Consider the following 21,790-nt stretch of genomic DNA (forward strand, 5'->3'; position numbering starts at 1 on the left):
GTTTTTGCGTAAGGGGCTGCCATGAATGGAGTGATCCTCAAGCTGCTGGCGCGGCGCGTGGCGATGGCGCTGCTGTCGCTGCTGGCCGTATCGGTGATCGTGTTCTCGATCACAGCCGTGCTGCCGGGCGACGCGGCGCAGGAGCAACTCGGGCAGGACGCGACACCCGAGGCGCTGGCCGCGCTGCGGGCGCAGATGGGCCTCGACGTGCCTGCGCCGCAGCGCTACCTGCATTGGCTCGGCGGCATTGCCCGGGGCGATCTCGGGCAATCGACCACCACGCAGATGCCGGTGGCGGAGCTGGTGGCGAGCCGCCTGCCGAATTCGCTGCTGCTGGCCGCGGTGACGGCGCTGTTCTCCGTGCCGATTGCGCTCGGCCTCGGGATAGCGTCTGCCGTGTGGCGCGGCTCGTGGTTCGACCGGCTGGCGTCGACCGCGTCGGTGGCGGTGGTGTCGGTGCCGGAGTTCCTGGTGGCGACGCTGGCGGTGCTGGTGTTTGCCGTCAAGCTGCGCTGGCTGCCGGCGCTGTCGTACGTCAACGATATCGAATCGCTCGGGCAGATGCTGCAGGCCTTTGCCATGCCGGTGCTGAGCCTGTGCTGCGTGATCGTCGCGCAGATGATGCGCATGAGCCGCGCCGCCGTCATCGACCAGCTCGAAGCGCCGTACATCGAGATGGTCCGGCTCAAGGGGGCATCGCCCATGCGCGTGGTGCTGGCGCATGCGCTGCCCAACGCCGTGGGGCCGATCGCCAATGCCGTGGCGCTGTCGCTGTCGTACCTGCTCGGCGGCGTGATCATCATCGAGACGATCTTCAACTACCCCGGGATCGCCAAGCTGATGGTGGACGGCGTGTCGCAACGCGACATGCCGCTCGTGCAGGCCTGCGCCATGATCTTCTGCACGGGCTACCTGCTGCTGGTGACCACGGCCGATGTGCTGGGCATCGTTGCGAACCCACGTTTGCGCCATCGCTGACATCGCGCCAAATGCGGATGCTGACCTTATGAACAAGAGCCTCACGATGGAAACCACGCCCACCTCTCCGACCTTGCCGGCCGCCACGCCGCCAGCACCGCGCCATCCGGTGCGGCGTCTGCTGGGCGGCTTCGGCAGGCTCGGCACAAGCGGCCTCATCGGCCTGGCCGTGCTGGTGTTCTGGCTGCTGGCGGCGCTGGCTGGCCCCGCGCTGTTGCCGGCCCACCTGATCACCAGCGGCGACGGCAATGGCGCGGTCTTCGGCCCCATGAGCGCCGCGCACTGGTTCGGTACCGACTACCTCGGCCGCGACATGTTCGTGCGCGTGATGGAAGGCGCGCGCTACACCGTGGGCGTGGCGCTGGTGGCCACGCTGCTGGCCAGCGGCACGGGCACGGTGCTGGCGCTCTTCGCCGCCGCGATGGGCGGCTGGGTCGATACCGCACTGAGCCGCCTGCTCGACACGCTCACCGCCATCCCGAGCAAGATGTTCGCGCTGCTGATGGTTGCCGGCTTCGGGTCTTCGGTGACGATGCTCGTGGTGACCGCCGCCATCATCTATGTGCCCGGCGCGTATCGCATCGCCCGCTCGCTGGCGGTCAATATCAACGCGCTCGATTACGTGACCGTGGCCCGCACGCGCGGCGAAGGCACGCTCTACATCATGCTGCGCGAGATCTTTCCGAACATCGTCGGGCCGATGCTGGCCGACCTGGGCCTGCGCTTTGTCTACGTGGTGCTGCTGCTCGCCAGCCTGAGTTTTCTGGGCCTCGGCATCCAGCCGCCGTCGGCGGACTGGGGCTCGCTCGTGCGCGAGAACATCAGCGCGCTGCCCGATGCCGGCGCGTCCGTCATCTTGCCGGCCCTGGCGATCGCCAGCCTGACCATCTCGGTCAACCTCGTCATTGACAACCTGCCGGGCCGCGCGGCCCGCGAACGCGGAGGGCGTTGACCATGGGCGCATCCGTCGTTGTGGAAGGCCTGCACATCACCGCAGGCGAACAGACCCTGGTGGACAACCTCAGCTTTGCCATCGAGCCCGGCGAAGTGCTGGCCCTGATTGGCGAATCCGGCTCGGGCAAGACCACCACCGCGCTGGCACTGATGGGCTTTGCGCGCCATGGCTGCGCAATCGCATCGGGCAGCGTGCGCATCGGCGATATCGATGTCCTGCATTTGCCGGCCGCACAGCAACGCGCCTTGCGTGGCCGCACCGTTGCCTACATCGCGCAGAGCGCCGCCGCGTCCTTCAACCCGTCGCGCACGATCATGGACCAGGTGGTGGAGCCCGCCCGCATCCACGGCACGATGACGCGCGCAGAGGCGCAAGCCAAGGCCGTGCAGCTGTTTCGCGAGCTGGCGCTGCCCGAGCCCGAGACCATCGGCCAGCGCTACCCGCACCAGGTGTCGGGCGGCCAACTGCAGCGGCTCATGGCTGCGATGGCGCTCATCACCGATCCGGATCTGGTGATTCTCGACGAGCCCACCACCGCGCTGGACGTGACCACGCAGATCGAAGTGCTGCGCGCGTTCCGCCGCGTCGTGCGCGAGCGCCGCGCCACGGCCGTCTACGTGAGCCACGACCTGGCGGTGGTGGCGCAGATGGCGGACCACATCCTCGTATTGCGCGGCGGCCAGATGCAGGAGCTGAACCCGACGGGGCACATTCTTGCCACGCCCGATCACGACTACACCAAGAGCCTCCTGGCCGCCGCACGGCCCGCACCGCGGCCGCTCGAGCATTGCCTGGGCGAGGGCGAACTGCTGCTCGACGTGCACGGACTCAGCGCCGGTTACGGCCCCGTCGACGCCAGCGGCCAGCCGGCCACGCGCATCCTCGACGACATCGATTTCAAGCTCTATCGCGGACAGGCCATCGGCGTGATCGGCGAATCGGGTTCGGGCAAGACGACGCTTGCACGCGCCATCGCGGGCCTGATCGCGCCCTGCCACGGGGGCATGACGTTCCGGGGCAGGCCGCTCCAGCCGCTGCTCGCCAACCGCACGCACGATGAGCTGCGCCGCATCCAGATCGTGTTCCAGATGGCCGATACGGCGCTCAATCCGTCGCACACCATCGAGCGCATCCTGGCGCGGCCGCTGCAGTTCTACAAGGGGTTAAAGGGCGAGGCACTGCAGCGTCGCATTCGCGAGCTGCTCGATCTCGTGCGGCTGCCGCATAGCGTCGCGCGGCGCCTGCCCGGCGGGTTGTCCGGCGGGCAGAAACAGCGCGTGAACCTGGCGCGCGCACTGGCCGCAGAGCCGGACCTGATCCTCTGCGACGAGGTGACCTCTGCGCTGGACACCGTGGTGGGCGCCGCCGTGCTCAACCTCATGGCCGATCTGCGGCGCGACCTGGGTGTGTCGTATCTGTTCATCAGCCACGACCTGCACACCGTGCGCGCCGTCTGCGACGAGATCGTCGTGATGCAGCACGGCCGCAAGCTCGCGCAGGTGGCGCGCGCCGATTTTGACCGCGGCCCGCACCATCCGTACTACGAACAGCTCGCCAACTCGGTGCCGGAGCTGCGGCAGGGCTGGCTCGACGAACGGGACCACGCGATGCCGCATCCGGTGCCGCTCTCCGCCTGACAAGACAAAGGAACACCATGAACCCAGCATTCCGCATCGCAATCATTCCCGGAGACGGCATCGGCAAGGAGGTCATGCCCGAGGGCCTGCGCGTCATCCAGGCGGCGGCCGGGCGCTTCGGTTTCGAGCTGGAGTGCCATCACATCGAATGGGCCAGCTGCGATTACTACGAGCAGCACGGCCAGATGATGCCCGACGACTGGAAGACCCAGCTCAAGGGCATCGATGCAATCTTCTTCGGTGCCGTCGGCTGGCCGGCCACCGTGCCGGACCACGTTTCGCTGTGGGGTTCGCTGCTCAAGTTCCGCCGCGAATTCGACCAGTACATCAACTTGCGTCCGGTGCGCCTGTTCGAAGGCGTGCCGTGCCCGCTCGCCCACCGCAAGCCCGGCGACATCGACTACTACGTCGTGCGCGAGAACACCGAAGGCGAATACACGTCGCTCGGCGGCATCATGTACGAAGGCACCGACCGCGAAGTCGTGATCCAGGAATCGGTTTACTCGCGCAAGGGTGCAGAGCGGCTGCTGAAGTTCGCCTTCGACCTCGCGAAGAGCCGCGCACGCAAGCACGTGACGCTCGCCACCAAGAGCAACGGCATCGCCATCAGCATGCCGTGGTGGGACAAGCGCGCGGATGAAGTCGCGCGGCAATATCCCGATGTCACGCTCGACAAGCAGCACATCGACATCCTGACCGCGCGCTTCGTGCTGCAGCCGGGCCGCTTCGATGTGGTGGCCGCCACCAACCTGTTCGGCGACATCCTCTCGGACCTTGGGCCCGCCACCACCGGCACGATCGGCCTGGCGCCATCGGCCAACCTGAACCCCGATCGCACGTTCCCGTCGCTGTTCGAGCCGGTGCACGGCTCGGCGCCCGACATCTACGGCAAGAACATCGCCAACCCGATCGCGATGATCTGGTCCGGCGCGTTGATGCTGGATTTCCTCACGCAAGGCCAGGGGGCGGGACGCGCCGCCCACGACGCAATCGTTGCCGCCATCGAGGCGGTGCTCAAGGACGGCCCGCGCACGCCCGACCTGGGCGGCACCGCCAACACCACGCAGGTGGGCGAGGCGATTGCCGCGCACGTTGCCTCCGCCTGATCGTTCATTTGCTGCCGACTCCACACCATGTCTCTCTCGATCCAACGTGCGGATCTGATCCGCAACGCCAACTACATTGCCGGCGAATGGCAGGCCGCTGCCGGCGCACAGCTCGACGTGACCGACCCGGCCACCGGCAACCTGATCGCGCGCGTGCCGGATTCGGGCGCGGCGCAGGCCCGTGCCGCGCTCGATGCCGCGCATGCTGCATTTCCGGCCTGGCGCAAGGTGCCGGCCAAGCAGCGCGCCCAGATCATCAAGCGCTGGAACGATCTCGTGCTCGCGCATCAGGATGACCTGGGCGCGCTCATCTCGCTGGAGCAGGGCAAGCCGCTGGCCGAAGGCAAGGGGGAGGTCGCCTATGCCGCAAGCTACATCGAATGGTTTGGCGAAGAGGCCACGCGCATGAACGGCGAGACCATTCCCGCGCCCGTGCCAGGCCGCCGCATGTTTGCGTTGCGCGAGCCGGTGGGCGTGGTGGCGGCCATCACGCCGTGGAACTTTCCCGCGGCGATGATCGCGCGCAAGATCGCCCCCGCGCTGGCGGCGGGCTGCACGGTGGTCTGCAAGCCGGCCGAGGACACGCCGCTGACTTCCCTCGCGCTCGTGCGGCTGACGCAGGAGGCGGGCGTGCCGCCCGGCGTGCTGAACATCGTGACGGCCTCGCGCGAGCGCACGCCGGAAGTCGTCGATGTGTGGCTGGACGATGCGCGCGTGCGCAAGATCACGTTTACCGGCTCCACCCCCGTGGGCAAGCACCTGGCGCGCCGCAGCGCCGACACGCTCAAGAAGCTGTCGCTCGAGCTGGGCGGCAATGCGCCGTTCATCGTATTTGATGACGCCGATATCGACGCGGCCGTCGACGGCTTCATGGCCGCCAAGTTCCGCAACGGCGGGCAGACCTGCGTATCGCCGAACCGCGTGTTCGTGCACGACGCCGTGCACGATGCGTTTGCCGCCAAACTGGCTGCCCGCGTGGCAGCGCTCAAGGTGGGCCCCGCCAGCGACCCCGCCTCCCAGATCGGCCCGATGATCAACGCCCGCGCCGTCGAGAAGATCGATCGGCATGTGCGGGACGCCATCGGCAAGGGCGCCAGGCTGATGGCAGGCGGCGAGCGCCTCACGCAGCTCGGCCCGAACTACTACGCCCCCACGGTGCTGACCGGCGCCGATGCCACCATGGCCTGCGCGTGCGAAGAAACGTTCGGCCCCGTCGCACCGCTCACGCGGTTCTCCAACGAGGCGGAGGTCGTTGCCGCCGCCAACGACACGCCGTTCGGCCTGGCCGCCTATTTCTACAGCCAGGATGTACGCCGCATCTGGCGCGTGGCCGAAGCGCTGGAAACCGGCATCGTGGGCATCAACGAAGGTGCGCTGGCCGCGGAGGCCGCACCGTTCGGCGGCGTCAAGGAATCCGGCTATGGCCGCGAAGGCTCGGTGCACGGACTGGACGACTACCTGCACATCAAGTATGTCTGCCAGGGACAGCTTGATTAGGGCGATGCGGTAGAGCGGTAGGCATCCGGAGGGGGAGATGCGTCTCCTCCTGTGCGTTTGTCCTTGAGGACATTTCGCCAAGACAGTGCCGACGCGAGCCGGCGAGCGGGGCTTATGTCGCGTAGGCTTTCAGGATGTCTGGTGTGCTGCTGGCGTTGCATGCCAACGCCGCTGTTGCGGTCGCACTGTGCTTTTGCTACCTGGCGCCGAGCGCCGTCGAGACGCCTCGGCGATGCGCGCCCCGGCCGGGTGGCGCGAGGGCTCACACCGCTGCCGCCGCGTCGCCTTCCCTGACCGCCGGCAGCGGCAGCTGCGCGATTCTCTCTGCTTCCGCGCGCTTGACTCCCAGTGCCTGGAGTACGAAGACGGCCGCACGTTCGGCCAAGTGTTCGATGCGAACCGCAGCGGCCCGCTGACTGCGCTGCGCGGTGGCGGGGGCTGCCGCAAAGTGCAGCTCGGCCGCCACACCCGCGAGCACGGTGCCAATCACCGACAGCACGCTTGTCAGCGGATCCGACACCACGAACCGCTTGGCTGCCAGCCCGCGCCTGCTGTCGCGTAGCAGGCGCAAGCCCAGGCCGCGCGTCAGGGCGCGTGTCGACAAGCCTTCGCGCATCAGCAGCCGGCCCCAGACCGGTTCGCGCTGCGCCCGCAGCAAGGTATGGCGGACGGAGATGGCGATGACCTCTGCCGGATCGCTCAGGCCATGCGCAATGCCATCCAGCCTGTCGGCAAAGTCCTCGAACGCCCAGTCGATCAGGGCGGTAACGAGCCCCTCCTTCGATCCGAAGTGGTTATAGAACGAGCCGAAGCCCACATCAGCGGCTTCGGTGATCTCGTTGATGGCGACGCGCTCGATGTTCCTTTCAGACAACAGCAACAGCGCCGCTTGAAGCAGACGTGCCCGTGTTTCTTGTTTGCGCCGTGTGCCGCGCCGCTCGCGGCAGCCTTCTGCCACGCGATTCGTGAGGTTCCGCATAGGGGTCTGGAATGGTGTTCTCATCCGCGATGATAGTGTCTTACGTCATAGTTGACAAGATTATCAGTTATGAGTTTAATGTCGGAATGTAGGGTCGATCAGGGTGATGCGCCCTGAGTTAGGACGCGGTGATGGGGCAAGCACCCAGGCGAAAAGGCCAGAGAGCCGTCCGCCGTTGCTTGCCGGCTGAGTGCAGCCATTCGCCGAGAAGTGGTTCCTGAACGCCGTGGAGACAGGCGACTCGCGTACCCGACATCCGAGTTCCGTTACGCGTAACCGGAGAGCCGATCGCACAGAAGAGGCGCGGCTCCTGGGTGTGCGTTACCCATTGTTCGTTAGGCCATCACTTGCTTGGAAACATCGTGAAACATCCCGGTCGTCATGCGCAAACGACAGCGCGCCCCCACCTGTCCGTTGTCGGGCGTTCCAAACGTGCGCCCCTTGTCATTGCTGCCTGCTGCGCTGTACTGCTGGCGGGCTGTCACCACAGCGAAACCCTGGTCAGCGCGCCCAAACCGGTCGTTGCGCTGACGCTGCACCCGGACGGCAACGCCGTTGCCAACACACTGCCGGGGCAGGTGCAGGCGCGGTACTCCACGCCGCTGTCGTTCCGTGTTGCCGGCAAAGTGGTCGAGCGCCGCGTGCGCATCGGCGATAGCGTCAAGCAAGGCCAGGTGCTGGCGATGCTCGATCAGGCTGATTTGCGCAACGACCTTGCCAACGCTCGGGCGCAGCTGGAAGCTGCTGAACATCGTCTCGTCTATGCCAAGCAACAGCTTGACCGCGACCGCGCCCAATTGCAGGCGAACCTGATCGCGCCGGCGCAGATGGAGCAGACGCAGGACGCCTACGCATCCGCGCTTGCGCAACGCGATTCGGCGCGCGCGCAGGCCGCACTCGTTGGCGATCGCCTGCGCTACGCGACGCTGGTGGCAGACCACGATGGCGTCATCACGTCGGAGGACGCCGACACCGGTCAGAACGTCCAGGCAGGTCAATCGGTCTATCACCTCGATTGGACGGGCGACGTCGACATCGTTTGCGATGCACCGGAGAGCGCACTGTCCTCGCTGACCATCGGCAGCAAGGCTCGCGTGAGCCTTCCCGCCGCGCCCTCGCAAACGTTCGAGGCGCGCGTGCGCGAGGTATCGCCGACGGCCGATTCGCAAAGCCGGACGTGGCGGGTCAAGTTGTCTCTCGTGGCGCCGAACGCGGCGGTGCGCATGGGCATGACCGCCACGATCGCCTTCGATGCCAAGGGCGAGGCGGGAGCCGCGCGTCCGTTCAAGCTCCCGGTCACGGCGCTCTTTCACCGTGGCGAGGAGCCCGCAGTCTGGGTGGTGCGCGCCAACACAGATACCTTGGAGCTGCGCCCGGTCACCATCGCGCGTTACGACGAGCGCAGCGTGCTGGTTGCTTCCGGCCTGCACGACGGCGATCGCGTTGTGATGCAGGGCGTGCACGCCGTGAACGCCGGCCAACACGTGCAGGTGGTTGCCCCGCTGCACCCTGAGGACTTCGCATCATGAGCGCCGACGATCGCGAAACCGTGCAAGGCACGGCGCCGGCCGCGGCGTCTGCATCTCAGGCGGACGAAGGCGGCTTCAACCTGTCGGCATGGGCTCTGCGCCACCAGCAGCTGGTGATCTTCCTGATTGGGCTGGCGACGCTTTTTGGCGTGATTGGCTACACGCATCTCGCGCAGTCGGAAGATCCGCCGTTCACGTTTCGGACGATGGTGATCCAGACGTACTGGCCCGGCGCCACCGCGCGCGAAGTCCAGGAGCAGATCACCGACCGCATCGGGCGCCAGCTCCAGGCGGCGCCGTATGTCGACAACATCAAGAGCTATTCGCGCCCCGGCGAGTCGATGATCTTCTTCGCCATGAAGGACTCGGCGCCGGTGAAGGACGTGCCCGAGACCTGGTATCAGGTGAGAAAGAAAGTGGGCGACATCCGCGCGACATTGCCCAAGGGCACGGTCGGACCGTTCTTCAACGATGAGTTCGGCGATGTCTACACCAATATCTATGCGCTGGAAGGCGATGGCTTCTCGCCGGCGCAGCTGCACGACTATGCAGACAAGCTGCGGACCGTTCTGCTGCGCGTGCCCGGCGTCGCCAAGGTGGACTACTTCGGCGATCCGGCCCAGCACGTCTTCATCGAAATCTCGAACACGCAGCTGACCCGCCTCGCCATCACGCCGCAGCAGATCGCACAGGCCATCGACGCACAGAACACCGTGGCACCGGTCGGCACGATCACGACCGCCGATGACCGCGTCTTCGTGCGGCCGACCGGCGCGTTCAAGGATGTGCAGGCGCTGGCCGACATGCTCATCACCGTCAACAAGCGCACCTTCCGGCTGGGCGACATCGCCAAGATCACACGCGGCTATGACGACCCGCCCGTGACGCAGATGCGCGCCAACGGCCATGCCGTGCTGGGCATCGGCGTCACGATGCAAAAGGGCGGCGATGTGATCGACCTCGGCAAAGCCCTCGAAGCAACGGCGGGTGAACTGCAGGCGACGCTGCCGGCAGGGCTGAAGCTGTCTCCGATTTCGAGCATGCCGCATGCCGTCAAGCACTCGGTGGACGAATTCGTGCGGTCGGTCGGTGAAGCCGTGGCGATTGTGCTGATCGTGAGCCTTGTATCGCTGGGCTTGCGCACGGGCATGGTGGTGGTGATTTCCATCCCCATCGTGCTGGCGGTGACCGCACTGTGCATGCACATCTTCGGCATCGGGCTCGACAAGGTTTCGCTCGGCACCCTGGTGCTGGCGCTGGGGCTGCTCGTGGACGACGCCATCATTGCCGTCGAGATGATGGCCGTGAAGCTGGAACAAGGGTGGAGCCGCCTGCGCGCCGCCGCCTTTGCCTACTCGAGCACGGCATTCCCGATGCTGACCGGCACGCTGGTGACGGTGTCCGGCTTCCTTCCGATCGCGCTCGCCAAGTCGAGCACGGGCGAGTACACGCGCTCGATTTTCGAGGTGTCCGCCATCTCGCTGATCGTGTCGTGGTTTGCTGCCGTGGTGCTGGTGCCGCTGCTGGGTTATCACATGCTGCCCGAGCACAAGAACGGCGCCTCTGAACATGGCCATGACCACGACATCTACAACACCGGCTTTTATCAGCGCCTGTCGGGGTGGATCGCGTTCTGCATCCAGCGCCGATGGGTGATCCTGGGTGTGACGGCGGTGCTGTTCGCGCTGGCCATGGCGGCGTTCACGCGCGTGCCCCAGCAGTTCTTCCCGAATTCGGAACGCCCCGAATTGCTGGTGGATCTGCGCTTGCCCGAAGGGGCGTCGTTTGACGCCACGCTGCGCGAGGCCAAGCGCCTGGAGAAAGCGCTCGACGGTCGAAAGGAGATCGAACACTTTGTCGACTACGTCGGCACCGGCGCTCCGCGTTTCTATCTGCCGCTGGATCAGCAGCTTCAGCAGCCGAACTTCGCGCAGTTCGTGATCACGGCCAAGAACGTTGAAGAACGCGACGCGCTCTCGCGCTGGCTCAACGCCACGCTCGAGAAGGATTTCTCCGGCGTGCGCACCCGTGTGGCCCAGCTCGAGAACGGCCCGCCCGTGGGCTTCCCGATCAAGTTCCGCGTGAGCGGCGACGACATCGCCACCGTGCGCAGCATCGCCGAGAAGGTGGCCGAGAAGGTCCGTGCCGACGCGCGCACCCAGAACGTGCAGTTCGACTGGGATGAACCGGCAGAACGTTCGATGTCGTTCGAGATCGACCAGATCAAGGCGCGTCAGCTTGGCGTGACGTCGGAGGATGTCTCCAACTTCCTCGCCATGACGCTGTCCGGCTATACGGTCACGCAGTATCGCGAACGCGACAAGCTCATCAACGTCGACCTGCGCGCGCCGAAGACGGAACGCGTCGACCCCGCCAGGCTGGCCGGCCTGGCCATGCCGACGCCCAACGGCCCGGTTCCGCTCGGCGCGCTTGGGCATATGCAGAACAAGCTCGAGTACGGCGTGATCTGGGAACGCGATCGCCAGCCGACCATCACGGTGCAGGCCGACGTACGCGGCAACGCGCAGGGCATTGGCGTGACGCGTGACATCGACCAGGCCCTGGCCGACGAACGCGCCAAGCTGCCGGTGGGCTATCGCATCCAGATTGGCGGCGCGGTGGAAGAGAGCGTGAAGGGACAGACGTCCATTAATGCCGAGATGCCGCTGATGATCATTGCCGTACTGACGCTGCTGATGATCCAGCTCAAGAGCTTTTCGCGCACGTTCATCGTCGTGCTGACGGCACCGTTGGGCCTGATTGGCGTGGTGACTGCGCTGCTGCTGTTCGGCAAGCCGTTCGGGTTCGTGGCGCTGCTCGGCGTGATTGCCATGTTCGGGATCATCATGCGCAACTCCGTGATCCTGGTGGACCAGATCGACCAGGACATCGCGGCCGGCCAGAGACGCTTCGACGCCATCATCGGCGCAACGGTGCGGCGCTTCCGGCCCATCATGCTGACGGCGGCCGCCGCCGTGCTGGCGCTGATTCCGCTGCTGCGCTCCGGCTTCTTCGGGCCGATGGCCACCGCGCTGATGGGCGGTATCACCATCGCCACGGTACTGACCATCTTCTTCCTGCCGGCGCTGTATGCCGCGTGTTTCAAGGTGCGGCCGGACGAACGGCAAGTGCCTCCGACCGGCACCGCAGCCCTGGAGAATTGATCATGAAACTCTCTCGTATGACGTGCGCGCTTGCAGCGACATCGGTGCTCGCGCTCACGGCGTGCTCCTTGGCACCGACCAGCACGCCGCCAGCCGTGCCTTCGCCGGAGCACTATGGCGTGACCACGCCGCCTGCAAAGACGGTGGAAGCTGCAGGCGTTGCCCAGCAGTTTGATGTGGGCGCCGCACCTGTGCCGCAGTGGTGGAAGCTCTATCGCTCCGATGCATTGAACGCGCTGGTGGAAGAGGGCTTGCGCAACAACCCCACGCTGGCCGCAACGCAGAAGACCTTGTCCGCCGCGCAGGAGGAATTGCGTGCGCAGGTAGGGGCATCAACATTGCCGTCCCTCGACGCCGGGGCGCAGGTTGCGCGCCAGCGTACGCCAAACCTCGCTGGCGTGGGGCCCGAGGCACTGCGCTACAACGTGTTTGTTGGGCAGTTGCAGGCGCATTACACCTTCGATCTCTTCGGTGCGACGCGCTATGCCAACGCAGCGAGCGCGGCGCGGGTGGATGTGCGTGGCTGCCAACTGGAGGCAGCACGGCGTGCGCTCGCAGCGAATATTGTCGGCACGGTCATCAATGCGGCCGCGCTGGATCAGCAGATCGCCTTGACGGAGCGTCTCGTTGTGGTGGCAGACGCCACGGCGCGGGATGCCCAACGGCGGTACGAGCTGGGGGCGCTCTCACATGCGCAGGCGCTGGCATCCACGCAGAGCGCCGCGTCGCTGGCGGCGACGCTGCCTCAGCTGCGTCAACAGCGTGCGGTGTCCATCCATGCATTGGCCGTGTTGCTGGGCCGCACGCCGGACGCAGCGCCCGCGGTGCCGGAATTCAGCAGCCTTTCGCTCCCGAACCAGGTGCCTGTGGCGGTGCCATCGGATCTGCTGCGGGCACGGCCGGATATCCGCGCTGCCGCCGCTGCAGTCAGGGCAGCGTCCGCAGACGCGGGCGAGGCCACCGCGCAGCTGTTCCCAAGCCTGTCGCTCACAGCCTCGCTCGGTCGCGGTGGGTTGAGCTGGCCGGCGTTGCTCTCAGGTGCAGGCGGCTTATGGGCGGTGGGCGCCGGGCTGTCGCAGCCGATCTTCCACGGCGGCGCATTGATGGCGCACCGCCGGGCCACGCTGGAGCTGTATGACGCCGCGGTCCTGCAATACAAGTCGGCTGTGTTGTCGGCATTTGAAAACGTTGCCGATGCGCTCGCCGCGCTCGAGAACGACGCGCAGACGCTCGCTTCAGCCGAAGTGGCGTCGTCCGCAGCGCGTACAGCGTTCAACGAGACCGCATCGCGCCGCCGCCTCGGTGCGCTGCCGGCATCCGCGGAGCAGTCGAGCGAGCAGCAGTACCTGACTGCGCAACTCGACACCGTGCGTGCGACCAGCCGCCGGATGAGCGACACGGCGGCGCTGCTGCAGGCCATGGGCGAACTGCCCGAAACCACCGCTCAGACGATCGCCAAAGACTGACATTGCCCTGGGTCGGGCTCGGCCTCCACGCCACAAGCGTGGAGTGCCGTGCTTCGCCTGCAATGTCGCTTGGCTAGTCGATTGGCTTAGTCCACGCCCATGGAATCCGCCCACCTGATTGCCTGTCATGAGTGCGACCGCATGTTTCGGCGGCCGCCAATGTTGGACGGTTTGAACGTCCGGTGCTCGCGTTGTGCGAGCGACCTGACCAGTGTCCACAGCGCCCGCCCGACATTGGACGCCGTATCGGCAATGGCGGTTGCGGCGCTCATTACGCTGCTGATCGCCCAATGCTTCCCGATCATTACCCTCAGGGCGCAGGGCATGGCGTCGCAAGCCACGTTGTTTGACGCGGTGTCTTCGCTATGGGCGGGGCACATGCGCTGGGTGGCTGCGGCCGTGTGGTTCACGACCACGCTGTTTCCGTCGATGGAACTGGTCGCCTTGCTGTACGTGTTGCTTCCCTTGCGCGCGGGCACTGTGACGCCTGGCTTTCGCCACGTCATCCGCTTCCTGCAATGGCTGCGGCCTTGGGGAATGATCGAAGTGTTCATGCTGGGCGTGCTCGTCACGACGGTGAAGATGATCAGCCTCGCGCGGGTGATTCCCGGTGCCGGCCTGTTTGCATTCGCCGCGTTGACGGTGCTGCTGGCGCTTGTGTCGCGGTTCGATCCACACAGGCTCTGGCATGCCTGCGACGAAATCAGGGCAGGGGATGGCGCAACGCCGTCTGCTGAACTGCGAGCTGACTCGCCGCAGAACGAAGCCGTCGTGGCCGACCCGGTCAAGGGCGTCTGCGCGAAGCAGGCGGGGCTCGTGGCGTGCCACACATGCGGCAGCGTCCAACCGTTTCAGCGGGGCGAGGCACACCAGCGGTGCCATCGTTGTCATTCGATCCTGCACGAACGCCGCCCGGCCAGCGTTTCGCGGACAACCGCCTTGCTGCTTGCCGCTGCGCTGCTTTACATCCCCGCCAACCTGTTGCCGGTGATGCACAGCACTTCGCTCGGCCGTTCGGAAGACGACACCATCCTGAGCGGCGTGGCGTACTTCTGGACGTCCGGCGATTGGGGTCTGGCCGCCGTCGTCTTCATTGCCAGCGTGGTGGTGCCGATGCTCAAGCTCGCCATTCTTGCGGTGCTGGTATTTGCGGCACATCGGCGCTCCACATGGCGTCCGCACGAAAGGACACGGCTCTATCGCTTGGTCGAACGCATCGGCCGGTGGTCGATGCTCGATGTGTTCGTCGTGGCGCTCACGGTTGCGTTGGTGCACTTCGGCTCCTTCGCCGTCATCACCGCGGGCCCGGGCGCACTGGCCTTTGGCGCGGTGGTGATCCTGACCATGGTCGCCTCCATGCAATTCGACCCCCGGCTTATCTGGGACCCGATCCCCGACGCCGATGCCGACGCCGCGCAAAGCGACTCCTGAACGCATCCCGCGCACACCCCTCGTTCGCCACCTCTTCTTTCCAAGCAATGCGTCCTATCGATCTCCCCCTTCCCGACATCACGCCGCCGCGGCGCTGGCTTCCGTCCTTGGTCTGGCTCGTGCCGTTGATCGCCGCGCTGATCGGGCTCGCGCTCGTCGCCAAGACCATCTCCGAGAAAGGCCCGGTCGTCACCGTCACCTTTGCCAATGCGGAAGGCCTCGAAGCTGGCAAGACGAAGGTCAAATACAAGGATGTCGAGATCGGCACGATTCAGGCCATCTCGCTCACGCCGGATCTGAAGCGCGTGATGGTGACGATTCAACTGGCGCGTGAAGCTGAGCGCTTTGCGGCCAAGGACACCCGGTTCTGGGTGGTCCGCCCGCGCGTGGGCGCGAGCGGCATCTCCGGGCTGGGCACGTTGCTTTCCGGCGCGTATATCGGCGTGGATATTGGGCATTCCAAAGAGAGCCGGACCCAGTTTGTCGGGCTGGAGAGTCCGCCATCCGTCACCACCGATCAGCAAGGGCGCCAGTTTTCGCTGCACGGCGATTCGCTCGGTTCGGTCGATATTGGTGCGCCGGTTTTCTATCGCCATCTGCAAGTGGGGCAGGTGGTGGGTTTTGCATTGGACAAGCAAGGTGGGGGCGTGCAGGTGAAGGTGTTCGTCAACGCCCCCTACGACAAATACGTGGGCACCAACACGCGCTGGTGGCATGCCAGCGGGGTCGACCTGCGGCTCGATTCCAGCGGCTTGAAGCTGAATACGCAGTCGCTGGCGACCGTCATCGTCGGTGGGCTGGCGTTTCAGTCGCCGCCGGGCCAGGCGGATGGGCCCCCGCCACCGGATAGCACCGTGTTCCACCTGGCGTCCGATGAAGCCGATGCGATGCGCGAGCCCGACGGTGCGCCGCTGACTGTGGTCATGCGGTTCAACCAGTCGCTGCGTGGCCTGTCTGTTGGCGCGCCCGTGGACCTGCGCGGCATTGCGCTGGGCAACGTCACCGACATCGGCATTGAATACGACGAGGCTGGCAAAACGTTCAGCATGCGCGTCACGATGGCGCTGTATCCGTCGCGGCTGAGCCGGCGCACCAACACCTCGCTTCCTGCGCCGGACACGCCAGGCGGCCATGAACTGCTGCAGCACTTGGTCATGCAAGGGCTGCGCGGGCAGTTGCGCATGGGCAACCTCCTGACGGGCCAGTTGTACGTGGCGCTCGACATGTTCCCCAAGGCACCACGTGCGACGGTCGATGTCCACCGGTCCCCGGTCGAGTTGCCGACCGTGCCGAATTCGCTGGATGAACTGCAGGTGCAGCTTGCCGACATCGCGAAGAAGCTGAACCAGGTGCCGTTCGACAAGATCGGCAACAACCTGAATGGCACGCTCGAAAATGCGAACCGCCTGTTCGGTCATCTCGACGCAGACGTGGTGCCGCAGGCGCGGGACACGCTGGCCTCCGCACAGCAGACCTTCAATGCAGCGCAGGCGACGTTGCGGCAGGACTCACCGCTCCAGTCGGACGTGCATGACGCGATGCAGGAACTGACGCGCACGCTTCAATCGGTCAATGCGCTGACGGACTATCTGGAGCGTCACCCTGAATCGCTGCTGTTCGGCAAAAAAGGAGATGCACGGTGATGGTGTCGTGGCTCCCAATTTGCCGCGTCGGTGCCGGCGTGGTTGTCTGCGCAGTGCTCGCGGCATGCAGCTCGCCGCCGGCGCGCTTTCACAGCTTGCTAGGTGGTGATGCCGATAGCGTTGCGGTGGCCGCACGGGCGCAGGCACCCGCACGCGCCTTTTTCGTTGATGTGGTGTCGGTGCGCGTTCCGCCGTCGGTGGCGGGCAGGCGGCTGGTCGTCCAGGCCGGTTCAGGGCAGGTCGACGTCCTGGAAATGGACCGCTGGGCGTCGCCCGTGGGCGATGAGATCCGTGCGGCGCTGTCGTCCGGGCTGGCGTTGCAGACCGGCACGATGGACCTGCACGGCCTTCCCTACGATGGGAAAAGGCCGATCTACCGCGTGGCCGTCGATGTACAGCGGTTTGATGCGTGGCGCGGCTCGCACGTCCTGATCGATGCCGTCTGGACGATTCGTACTGCGGATGACCGTCAACTGCTGACGTGCCGCAGCGTCGTCCAGGAGGACGTCTCCGCTGGTATTGACGGCGTGGTAGAAGGCCATCGGCGCGCGCTGAAGGCGCTGGCTTCGCAGATGGCCGAAGCGGTGGTGGCTGACGCTGCCGAACCGTCAGAGGTCGCGCGATCGAAGCGAGATTGCCTGGATTCGGCGGCCAGTACCGTCGCCAGGTAGGTGATTTGCGTAGACGCCCGCGTTGCCACGCGGGCGCTCAGGTCAGCTTGCGCTGTCGGCTGTTTCCACAACGGGCAGCGGCCGGGCGGCCACTTTTTCGGCTTCAGCGCGCTTGAGCCCCAGCGTCTGCAGCAGCGCCGCCGCCGTGCGCTCGGGGAAATGGTCCCCAGAAAATCCCAGCTCCTTGACGACATCCGCGGCTGGCGCACCGGGCGCCAGAAAGTTGAGTTCGGCCGAGATGGCGGTCAGCACGGTGCCGCCGACCGACAGGAATCCGATGAACGGATCCACCACGACAAACCGCTTTGCCGCGATGCCGCGCTCGATATCGCGCAGCAGGCGCTGACCGAGGCCGTGCGTCAGCACGCGCGCCGAGAAGCCCTCGCGAATGAGGAAGCGTCCCCACACAGGCTCGCGCCGCGCCCGAACCAACGTATGCCGCACCGACACCGAGATGATCTCGGCCGGGTCGGATAACCCTTCCGTCAGCTTGTCGAGCGAATCGGCGAACTCCTCGAACACCGCGCTCACCAGTGCGGCGTAGATGGCTTCTTTCGATTCGAAGTGGTTGTAGAACGACCCGAAACCCACATCCGCGGCCTCGGTGATTTCGTTGATGGCCACGCCCTCCATGCCCCGATCCGCCATGAGCCGGAGCGCGGCGTCGAGCAGCCGCGCGCGTGTTTCCCGTTTGCGGCGTGCGCCACGGGGCTCGCGCTCGTCGGTGGCAGGCGCCGCAGGGGTAGGCGTCTTTGCGACGGAGCGCTTCGGGGTTCGGCGAGTCTCGGTGGTGGCCATGATGGTCTTGGGGTCCGTCCTGTGGTCCTTGTCGTGGCTGCAATTATAGATTTGAATGTCGACATTGACAAAATCATCAGCGATGACTCTAATGTCAGAAAAGGTGAAAAACCTGACCAAGACGTAGACAAAGAAACGGAGTAGCGGTGGAGACAAATGCACATGCGCGTGCCAGTTCACGCGCCACGGCTGGCGCACGCCCCCGGGCGGCTGGCGCGATGCCATCTGAGGTGGACGTCCTTGTCGTCGGGCTCGGCCCCGTCGGGGCCATGCTGGCGCATCTGCTTGCGCGCCACGGCGTGAGCGTGATGGCGATCGACAAGGCTCCCGACATCTACATGGCCCCGCGTGCCATTGCGCTGGATAACGAGGCCCTGCGGATCCTGCAACAGGCCGGCATCGGGCAAGGGGATTTCGAAACGGTAGCCATTCCCCACGTCCGCATGCATTCACCCTGGCTGGGCGAATTCGGGCGGGTGAACACGCTGGGCAGCCTGGATGGCCATCCGAAGCTCGTCACGTTCTATCAGCCCGATCTGGAGCGCTGCCTGCGCGCACGCCTGGCCGCGCACGAGGATGTGCATGTCGCGCTCGGCACCACGCTGCTCAGCCTCACGAATCTGCCGGATGGCGTACTGGCTTCGCTGGACATCGGCCGCGGGCAGGTGCACCGGGTCCGCGCCCGCTACCTGGTGGGCGCAGACGGGGCGAGTTCGCTCGTGCGCCACCTGATCGGGCAGGAATTTCGCGGCACCACGTATGCGGAGGATTGGCTCATCGTCGATGCGCGTCACGTTCCACGGCCGATTGACCATGTGGAATTCCTCTGCGACCACCGGCGCCCCACGCCGCACATGGTCGCCCCAGGCGCGCGCGAGCGCTGGGAGTTCATGCTCCAGCCGGGCGAGCGACGTGAAGAGATGGAGTCGGACGGCCGCATTCGCGAGCTGCTGGCGCCATGGACCGACGTTGACAACATCACGATCGAACGCAAGGCGGTCTATCGCTTTCACGCCAGAACCGTCGACCGGTTCAGCGTGGGCCGGGTGTTCCTCGTTGGCGATGCGGCGCACATCACCCCGCCGTTTGTCGGCCAAGGGCTGGTCGCCGGGCTGCGGGACGCCGCCAACCTGAGCTGGAAACTGGCCTGGGTGCTGCAAGGACGGGCCGATGCGCGGATTCTCGACACCTACGACGAGGAGCGCCGCCCGCACGCGAAAGCCATGATCAATCTCGCGCGGTTCATGGGCAAGCTGGTGATGCCGCGCAGTGCGCCCATCGCGCTGCTGACGCACGGCTTGATGCGCTTGACGCGGCTGGTGCCCAGCCTGCGCTCGCAGTTTGAAGAACTGCGCATCAAGCCGAAGAACGCGTTCAAGACCGGGCTGTTCGTCAAAGGATGTTCGTCAACCAAGCTGATGCGCGGTGGCGTGATCCCGCAGGGCTGGGTCAGGAATGCCGAGGGGCACACGTGCCTGAGCGACGACGTGCTCGGCCACGGCTACACGCTCGTCGGTTTCGGCTGCGACGCCCGCGCGGCGCTGGAGCCCGCAACGGCAGCGGCATTCGAACGCCTGGGCGGCACGTTCGTTCGGATCGCGCATCGCGGGCAGCCTCTGCACCGCGAGGTGCCCGGCGTTTGGGAAGACCTCAACGGCACGTTCCTTCCCGACGCGGTGCCGGTGGGTTGGGCGGCCGTCGCGCGTCCGGACCGCACGGTCGCCCATGACGGGCCAGCCGCCCAGGCAGACCGCCTCGTTTGCGAAAGCCTGGCGCTGCTCGGCAACCAACCTGCGCCCATGCCCGCAGCGGACACCGCCGCTGCCGTTGCTGCCGTTCAATCCGCCTGAGTGCCTTGCCATGAAACTCACCACAGCACAGCCTGCACGCCATCCGCAGCCGACGACCAAGGCGTTGGCGCTGGCCTACCTGATGTTCGATCGGCCCGACCTCGAGCGCGCCGAGCGGTTCCTCAATGACTTTGGTCTCGTGACGGTTCAGCGCGACGAGGCGACATTGCTCTTGCGCGGCACCGGCCCCGCGCCGTTCTGCTATGTCGTGCGCAAGGCGCCAAAGGCCGCCTTTGCCGGCTTCGGCTTGCAGGTGGCCGGACGCGCCGCCTTGGATGCCCTGGCGAAACTACCCGGAGCCTCGACCGTGGAGCCGTCGGATTGGCCGGGTGGTGGCGATCGCGTGCGACTCGTCGATCCGTCCGGGTTCCGCGTCGATGCGATTGCGGGTCAGGCGCAGACAACCGAATTGCCGCACCGTTCACCGTTGCCGCTCAACTCGGCAGACGCCGCCGTGCGCATCAACGCAACGCAGCGGCCACCCGTGGGCACGCCGGAGGTGATTCGCCTCGGGCATGTCGTCCTGGAGCTGGCCGACTTTCAGGCCACTTGCGCCTGGTACACGCAGCACTTCGGTTTCATCCCGAGCGACGTGCAGGTGTTGCCCGACGGCTCGCCTGCGGTTGCATTCATGCGGCTGGATCTGGGCGATACGCCGGCCGACCACCACACGCTCGCGCTGGCGCAGGGCTTTGTGTCGAAGTACAGCCACAGCGCCTTCGAACTGATCGACGCCGATGCCGTCGGCATGGGCCACCGCATGCTGCGCGAGCAGGGGTGGAAGCACGCCTGGGGGCTGGGCCGGCACATCCTCGGCAGCCAGATTTTCGATTACTGGCAAGACCCGTGGGGCGACAAGCACGAGCACTACTGCGACGGTGACCTGTTCACCGCCGATCTGCCCACCGGCATTCACCCCGTCAGCCGCGAGGCCATGTCGCAGTGGGGCCAGGCCATGCCGGCCAGCTTCACCAAGCCGAAGCTGACACCGGCGGCCATTGCGGCCCTGATCCGCAACCTGCGGCGCAGCCCCGACCTGACGCTGCGCAAGCTCGTCACGCTCGCCCGGCTCTTTGCCTGAGGCCGCACAAGCGACGTCGGCCGTCATCCATCCAACGCATCGTTCGCCATGTCCATCAATATCGTTCGCTTTGAATACCAGGATCAGACCCAATGGGGCGTGATCCGCGATACCCGCATCACGCCCGTGCCCGGCACTTATGCCACGACGGGTGACTTGGTTCGCAACACCACGTTTGCTGAGCTTGCTGCGCTGAGTGGAGAAACACTGCCCGTGTCGGCGGTGAAGCTGCTGTCTCCGGTCACGCGCAACCAGCAGTTCATCTGCCAGGGCGCGAACTACCGCCAGCACATGATCGAGTCCGGCATGGACCCGGACGTGAAGACGTACAACATGATCTTCACCAAGGCATCGAGCTGCATCGTCGCGGCCGACAGCGACGTGATCAAACCGAAGCGCGTGCAGTTTCTCGACTACGAGATCGAGCTTGGCCTGGTGATGCGCAAGGCGATGCATGGGCCAGTCGACGTGACCGAAGACAACCTGCACGAATATGTGGCGGGCGCCGTGATCGTGAACGACTATTCCGCGCGCGACGTGCAGATCCCGCAGATGCAGTTCTACAAGGGCAAGTCGTTCCGCACGTTCGGGCCGGTGGGCCCGTGGCTCACGCTGCTGGAACCGCGCGAGATCCCGGCGCTCCGGAGTCTGCAGCTCAAGCTGACCGTCAACGACAAGCTGCGGCAGAACGACACGACGGCCAACCTCGTCTACGGCCCGGCCGAGACGCTGACCGAGCTGTCCCGCGTGCATGACCTCGAAGCAGGCGATCTGCTGGCCACGGGCACGCCGGCGGGCTGCGCGTTGTCGATTCCCTCGCCGACCAAGCAGAAGATGGCCGCGATGCTGCCCGAGAAGGCGAAGTGGGAGATGTTCCTGAAAGTGCAGGCCGCGCGCCCTCAGTACCTGAAGCCTGGCGACGTGGTGGAAGCGCGGATCCATTCGGCGGATGGGCGGATCGATCTGGGCATGCAGCGCAATCGCATCGTTGCCGAGGAGTAAGCG

Annotated in this window: 16 protein-coding genes; 14 read left to right on the top strand and 2 right to left on the bottom strand. The window is 66.0% G+C overall.

Going from position 1 to position 21,790, the window contains the following annotated elements:
* The first annotated feature begins 21 nt into the window (after positions 1-21).
* From KHN96_RS19260 to KHN96_RS19280, 5 genes are read left to right on the top strand one after another with little or no spacing between them, the layout of a single operon-like run.
* Positions 22-978, top strand: a complete 957-nt coding sequence (locus tag KHN96_RS19260) for an ABC transporter permease (protein ID WP_062738449.1) — start codon at positions 22-24, stop codon at positions 976-978.
* Positions 979-1,024: 46 nt separating this feature from the next.
* Positions 1,025-1,930: an ABC transporter permease gene (locus KHN96_RS19265; protein WP_062738531.1), complete on the top strand. Its 906-nt coding sequence runs from the start codon at positions 1,025-1,027 to the stop codon at positions 1,928-1,930.
* Between the two features lie 2 nt (positions 1,931-1,932).
* Positions 1,933-3,570, top strand: coding sequence for an ABC transporter ATP-binding protein (locus tag KHN96_RS19270; protein WP_062738450.1), 1,638 nt, complete (start codon positions 1,933-1,935; stop codon positions 3,568-3,570).
* 17 nt (positions 3,571-3,587) lie between these two features.
* Entirely contained in the window at positions 3,588-4,676 is a 1,089-nt protein-coding gene (locus KHN96_RS19275) for a tartrate dehydrogenase (RefSeq protein WP_062738451.1), read from the top strand.
* Positions 4,677-4,703: 27 nt separating this feature from the next.
* A complete protein-coding gene (locus KHN96_RS19280; protein ID WP_045787045.1) occupies positions 4,704-6,173 on the top strand; it encodes an NAD-dependent succinate-semialdehyde dehydrogenase in 1,470 nt (489 codons plus the stop codon).
* Positions 6,174-6,435: 262 nt separating this feature from the next.
* Here the strand turns inward: KHN96_RS19280 and KHN96_RS19285 are convergent, their stop codons facing one another.
* Positions 6,436-7,152: a TetR/AcrR family transcriptional regulator gene (locus tag KHN96_RS19285; RefSeq protein WP_045787044.1), complete on the bottom strand. Its 717-nt coding sequence runs from the start codon at positions 7,150-7,152 to the stop codon at positions 6,436-6,438.
* A gap of 362 nt (positions 7,153-7,514) precedes the next feature.
* Between KHN96_RS19285 and KHN96_RS19290 the strand changes: the two genes are divergently transcribed.
* The 6 genes from KHN96_RS19290 (at position 7,515) to KHN96_RS19315 (ending at position 17,056) form a co-directional block, all read left to right on the top strand.
* Complete coding sequence (locus KHN96_RS19290; protein WP_062738452.1) at positions 7,515-8,681, top strand: efflux RND transporter periplasmic adaptor subunit; 1,167 nt, start codon at positions 7,515-7,517, stop codon at positions 8,679-8,681.
* Positions 8,678-11,845 (top strand): efflux RND transporter permease subunit, encoded by a 3,168-nt coding sequence (locus KHN96_RS19295; RefSeq protein WP_062738453.1) that lies wholly within the window; start codon positions 8,678-8,680, stop codon positions 11,843-11,845. The genes KHN96_RS19290 and KHN96_RS19295 overlap by 4 nt, the downstream gene beginning before the upstream one ends.
* A gap of 2 nt (positions 11,846-11,847) precedes the next feature.
* Positions 11,848-13,311, top strand: a complete 1,464-nt coding sequence (locus KHN96_RS19300; protein WP_045787041.1) for an efflux transporter outer membrane subunit — start codon at positions 11,848-11,850, stop codon at positions 13,309-13,311.
* A 99-nt stretch (positions 13,312-13,410) separates the two neighbouring features.
* A complete protein-coding gene (locus KHN96_RS19305) occupies positions 13,411-14,742 on the top strand; it encodes a paraquat-inducible protein A (protein WP_062738454.1) in 1,332 nt (443 codons plus the stop codon).
* Between the two features lie 47 nt (positions 14,743-14,789).
* Entirely contained in the window at positions 14,790-16,385 is a 1,596-nt protein-coding gene (locus KHN96_RS19310) for a PqiB family protein (protein WP_062738455.1), read from the top strand.
* Positions 16,385-17,056: a PqiC family protein gene (locus KHN96_RS19315; RefSeq protein WP_062738456.1), complete on the top strand. Its 672-nt coding sequence runs from the start codon at positions 16,385-16,387 to the stop codon at positions 17,054-17,056. The genes KHN96_RS19310 and KHN96_RS19315 overlap by 1 nt, the downstream gene beginning before the upstream one ends.
* Positions 17,057-17,098: 42 nt before the next feature.
* Here KHN96_RS19315 and KHN96_RS19320 read toward each other — a convergent pair whose 3' ends face one another.
* Entirely contained in the window at positions 17,099-17,854 is a 756-nt protein-coding gene (locus KHN96_RS19320; protein ID WP_045787037.1) for a TetR/AcrR family transcriptional regulator, read from the bottom strand.
* A gap of 218 nt (positions 17,855-18,072) precedes the next feature.
* On the opposite strand from KHN96_RS19320, the gene KHN96_RS19325 reads away from it, so the two are divergent.
* Genes KHN96_RS19325 through KHN96_RS19335 form a run of 3 tightly spaced genes read left to right on the top strand, consistent with a single transcriptional unit; the run spans position 18,073 to position 21,787 of the window.
* The gene (locus KHN96_RS19325) at positions 18,073-19,704 is read left to right on the top strand and encodes a bifunctional 3-(3-hydroxy-phenyl)propionate/3-hydroxycinnamic acid hydroxylase (protein WP_062738457.1); all 1,632 of its coding nucleotides are present in this window, start codon (positions 18,073-18,075) and stop codon (positions 19,702-19,704) included.
* A 10-nt stretch (positions 19,705-19,714) separates the two neighbouring features.
* A complete protein-coding gene (locus KHN96_RS19330; RefSeq protein ID WP_045787035.1) occupies positions 19,715-20,785 on the top strand; it encodes a VOC family protein in 1,071 nt (356 codons plus the stop codon).
* Positions 20,786-20,833: 48 nt separating this feature from the next.
* Complete coding sequence (locus KHN96_RS19335) at positions 20,834-21,787, top strand: fumarylacetoacetate hydrolase family protein (RefSeq protein ID WP_062738458.1); 954 nt, start codon at positions 20,834-20,836, stop codon at positions 21,785-21,787.
* The last annotated feature ends 3 nt before the right edge of the window (positions 21,788-21,790 follow it).

The organism is Ralstonia mannitolilytica, from assembly GCF_905397375.1.
GTDB classification, from domain to species: Bacteria; Pseudomonadota; Gammaproteobacteria; order Burkholderiales; family Burkholderiaceae; genus Ralstonia; species Ralstonia mannitolilytica.

What these genes read in the sequence shown, in the direction of transcription:
- KHN96_RS19275 (WP_062738451.1), top strand. Translation starts at nt 3,588, where the DNA reads ATGAACCCAGCATTCCGCATCGCAATCATTCCCGGAGACGGCATCGGC.
- KHN96_RS19295 (WP_062738453.1), top strand. Translation starts at nt 8,678, where the DNA reads ATGAGCGCCGACGATCGCGAAACCGTGCAAGGCACGGCGCCGGCCGCG.
- KHN96_RS19300 (WP_045787041.1), top strand. Translation starts at nt 11,848, where the DNA reads ATGAAACTCTCTCGTATGACGTGCGCGCTTGCAGCGACATCGGTGCTC.
- KHN96_RS19330 (WP_045787035.1), top strand. Translation starts at nt 19,715, where the DNA reads ATGAAACTCACCACAGCACAGCCTGCACGCCATCCGCAGCCGACGACC.
- KHN96_RS19280 (WP_045787045.1), top strand. Translation starts at nt 4,704, where the DNA reads ATGTCTCTCTCGATCCAACGTGCGGATCTGATCCGCAACGCCAACTAC.
- KHN96_RS19315 (WP_062738456.1), top strand. Translation starts at nt 16,385, where the DNA reads ATGGTGTCGTGGCTCCCAATTTGCCGCGTCGGTGCCGGCGTGGTTGTC.
- KHN96_RS19265 (WP_062738531.1), top strand. Translation starts at nt 1,025, where the DNA reads ATGGAAACCACGCCCACCTCTCCGACCTTGCCGGCCGCCACGCCGCCA.
- KHN96_RS19260 (WP_062738449.1), top strand. Translation starts at nt 22, where the DNA reads ATGAATGGAGTGATCCTCAAGCTGCTGGCGCGGCGCGTGGCGATGGCG.
- KHN96_RS19335 (WP_062738458.1), top strand. Translation starts at nt 20,834, where the DNA reads ATGTCCATCAATATCGTTCGCTTTGAATACCAGGATCAGACCCAATGG.
- KHN96_RS19310 (WP_062738455.1), top strand. Translation starts at nt 14,790, where the DNA reads ATGCGTCCTATCGATCTCCCCCTTCCCGACATCACGCCGCCGCGGCGC.
- KHN96_RS19270 (WP_062738450.1), top strand. Translation starts at nt 1,933, where the DNA reads ATGGGCGCATCCGTCGTTGTGGAAGGCCTGCACATCACCGCAGGCGAA.
- KHN96_RS19285 (WP_045787044.1), bottom strand. Translation starts at nt 7,152, where the DNA reads ATGCGGAACCTCACGAATCGCGTGGCAGAAGGCTGCCGCGAGCGGCGC.
- KHN96_RS19305 (WP_062738454.1), top strand. Translation starts at nt 13,411, where the DNA reads ATGGAATCCGCCCACCTGATTGCCTGTCATGAGTGCGACCGCATGTTT.
- KHN96_RS19320 (WP_045787037.1), bottom strand. Translation starts at nt 17,854, where the DNA reads ATGGCCACCACCGAGACTCGCCGAACCCCGAAGCGCTCCGTCGCAAAG.
- KHN96_RS19325 (WP_062738457.1), top strand. Translation starts at nt 18,073, where the DNA reads ATGCCATCTGAGGTGGACGTCCTTGTCGTCGGGCTCGGCCCCGTCGGG.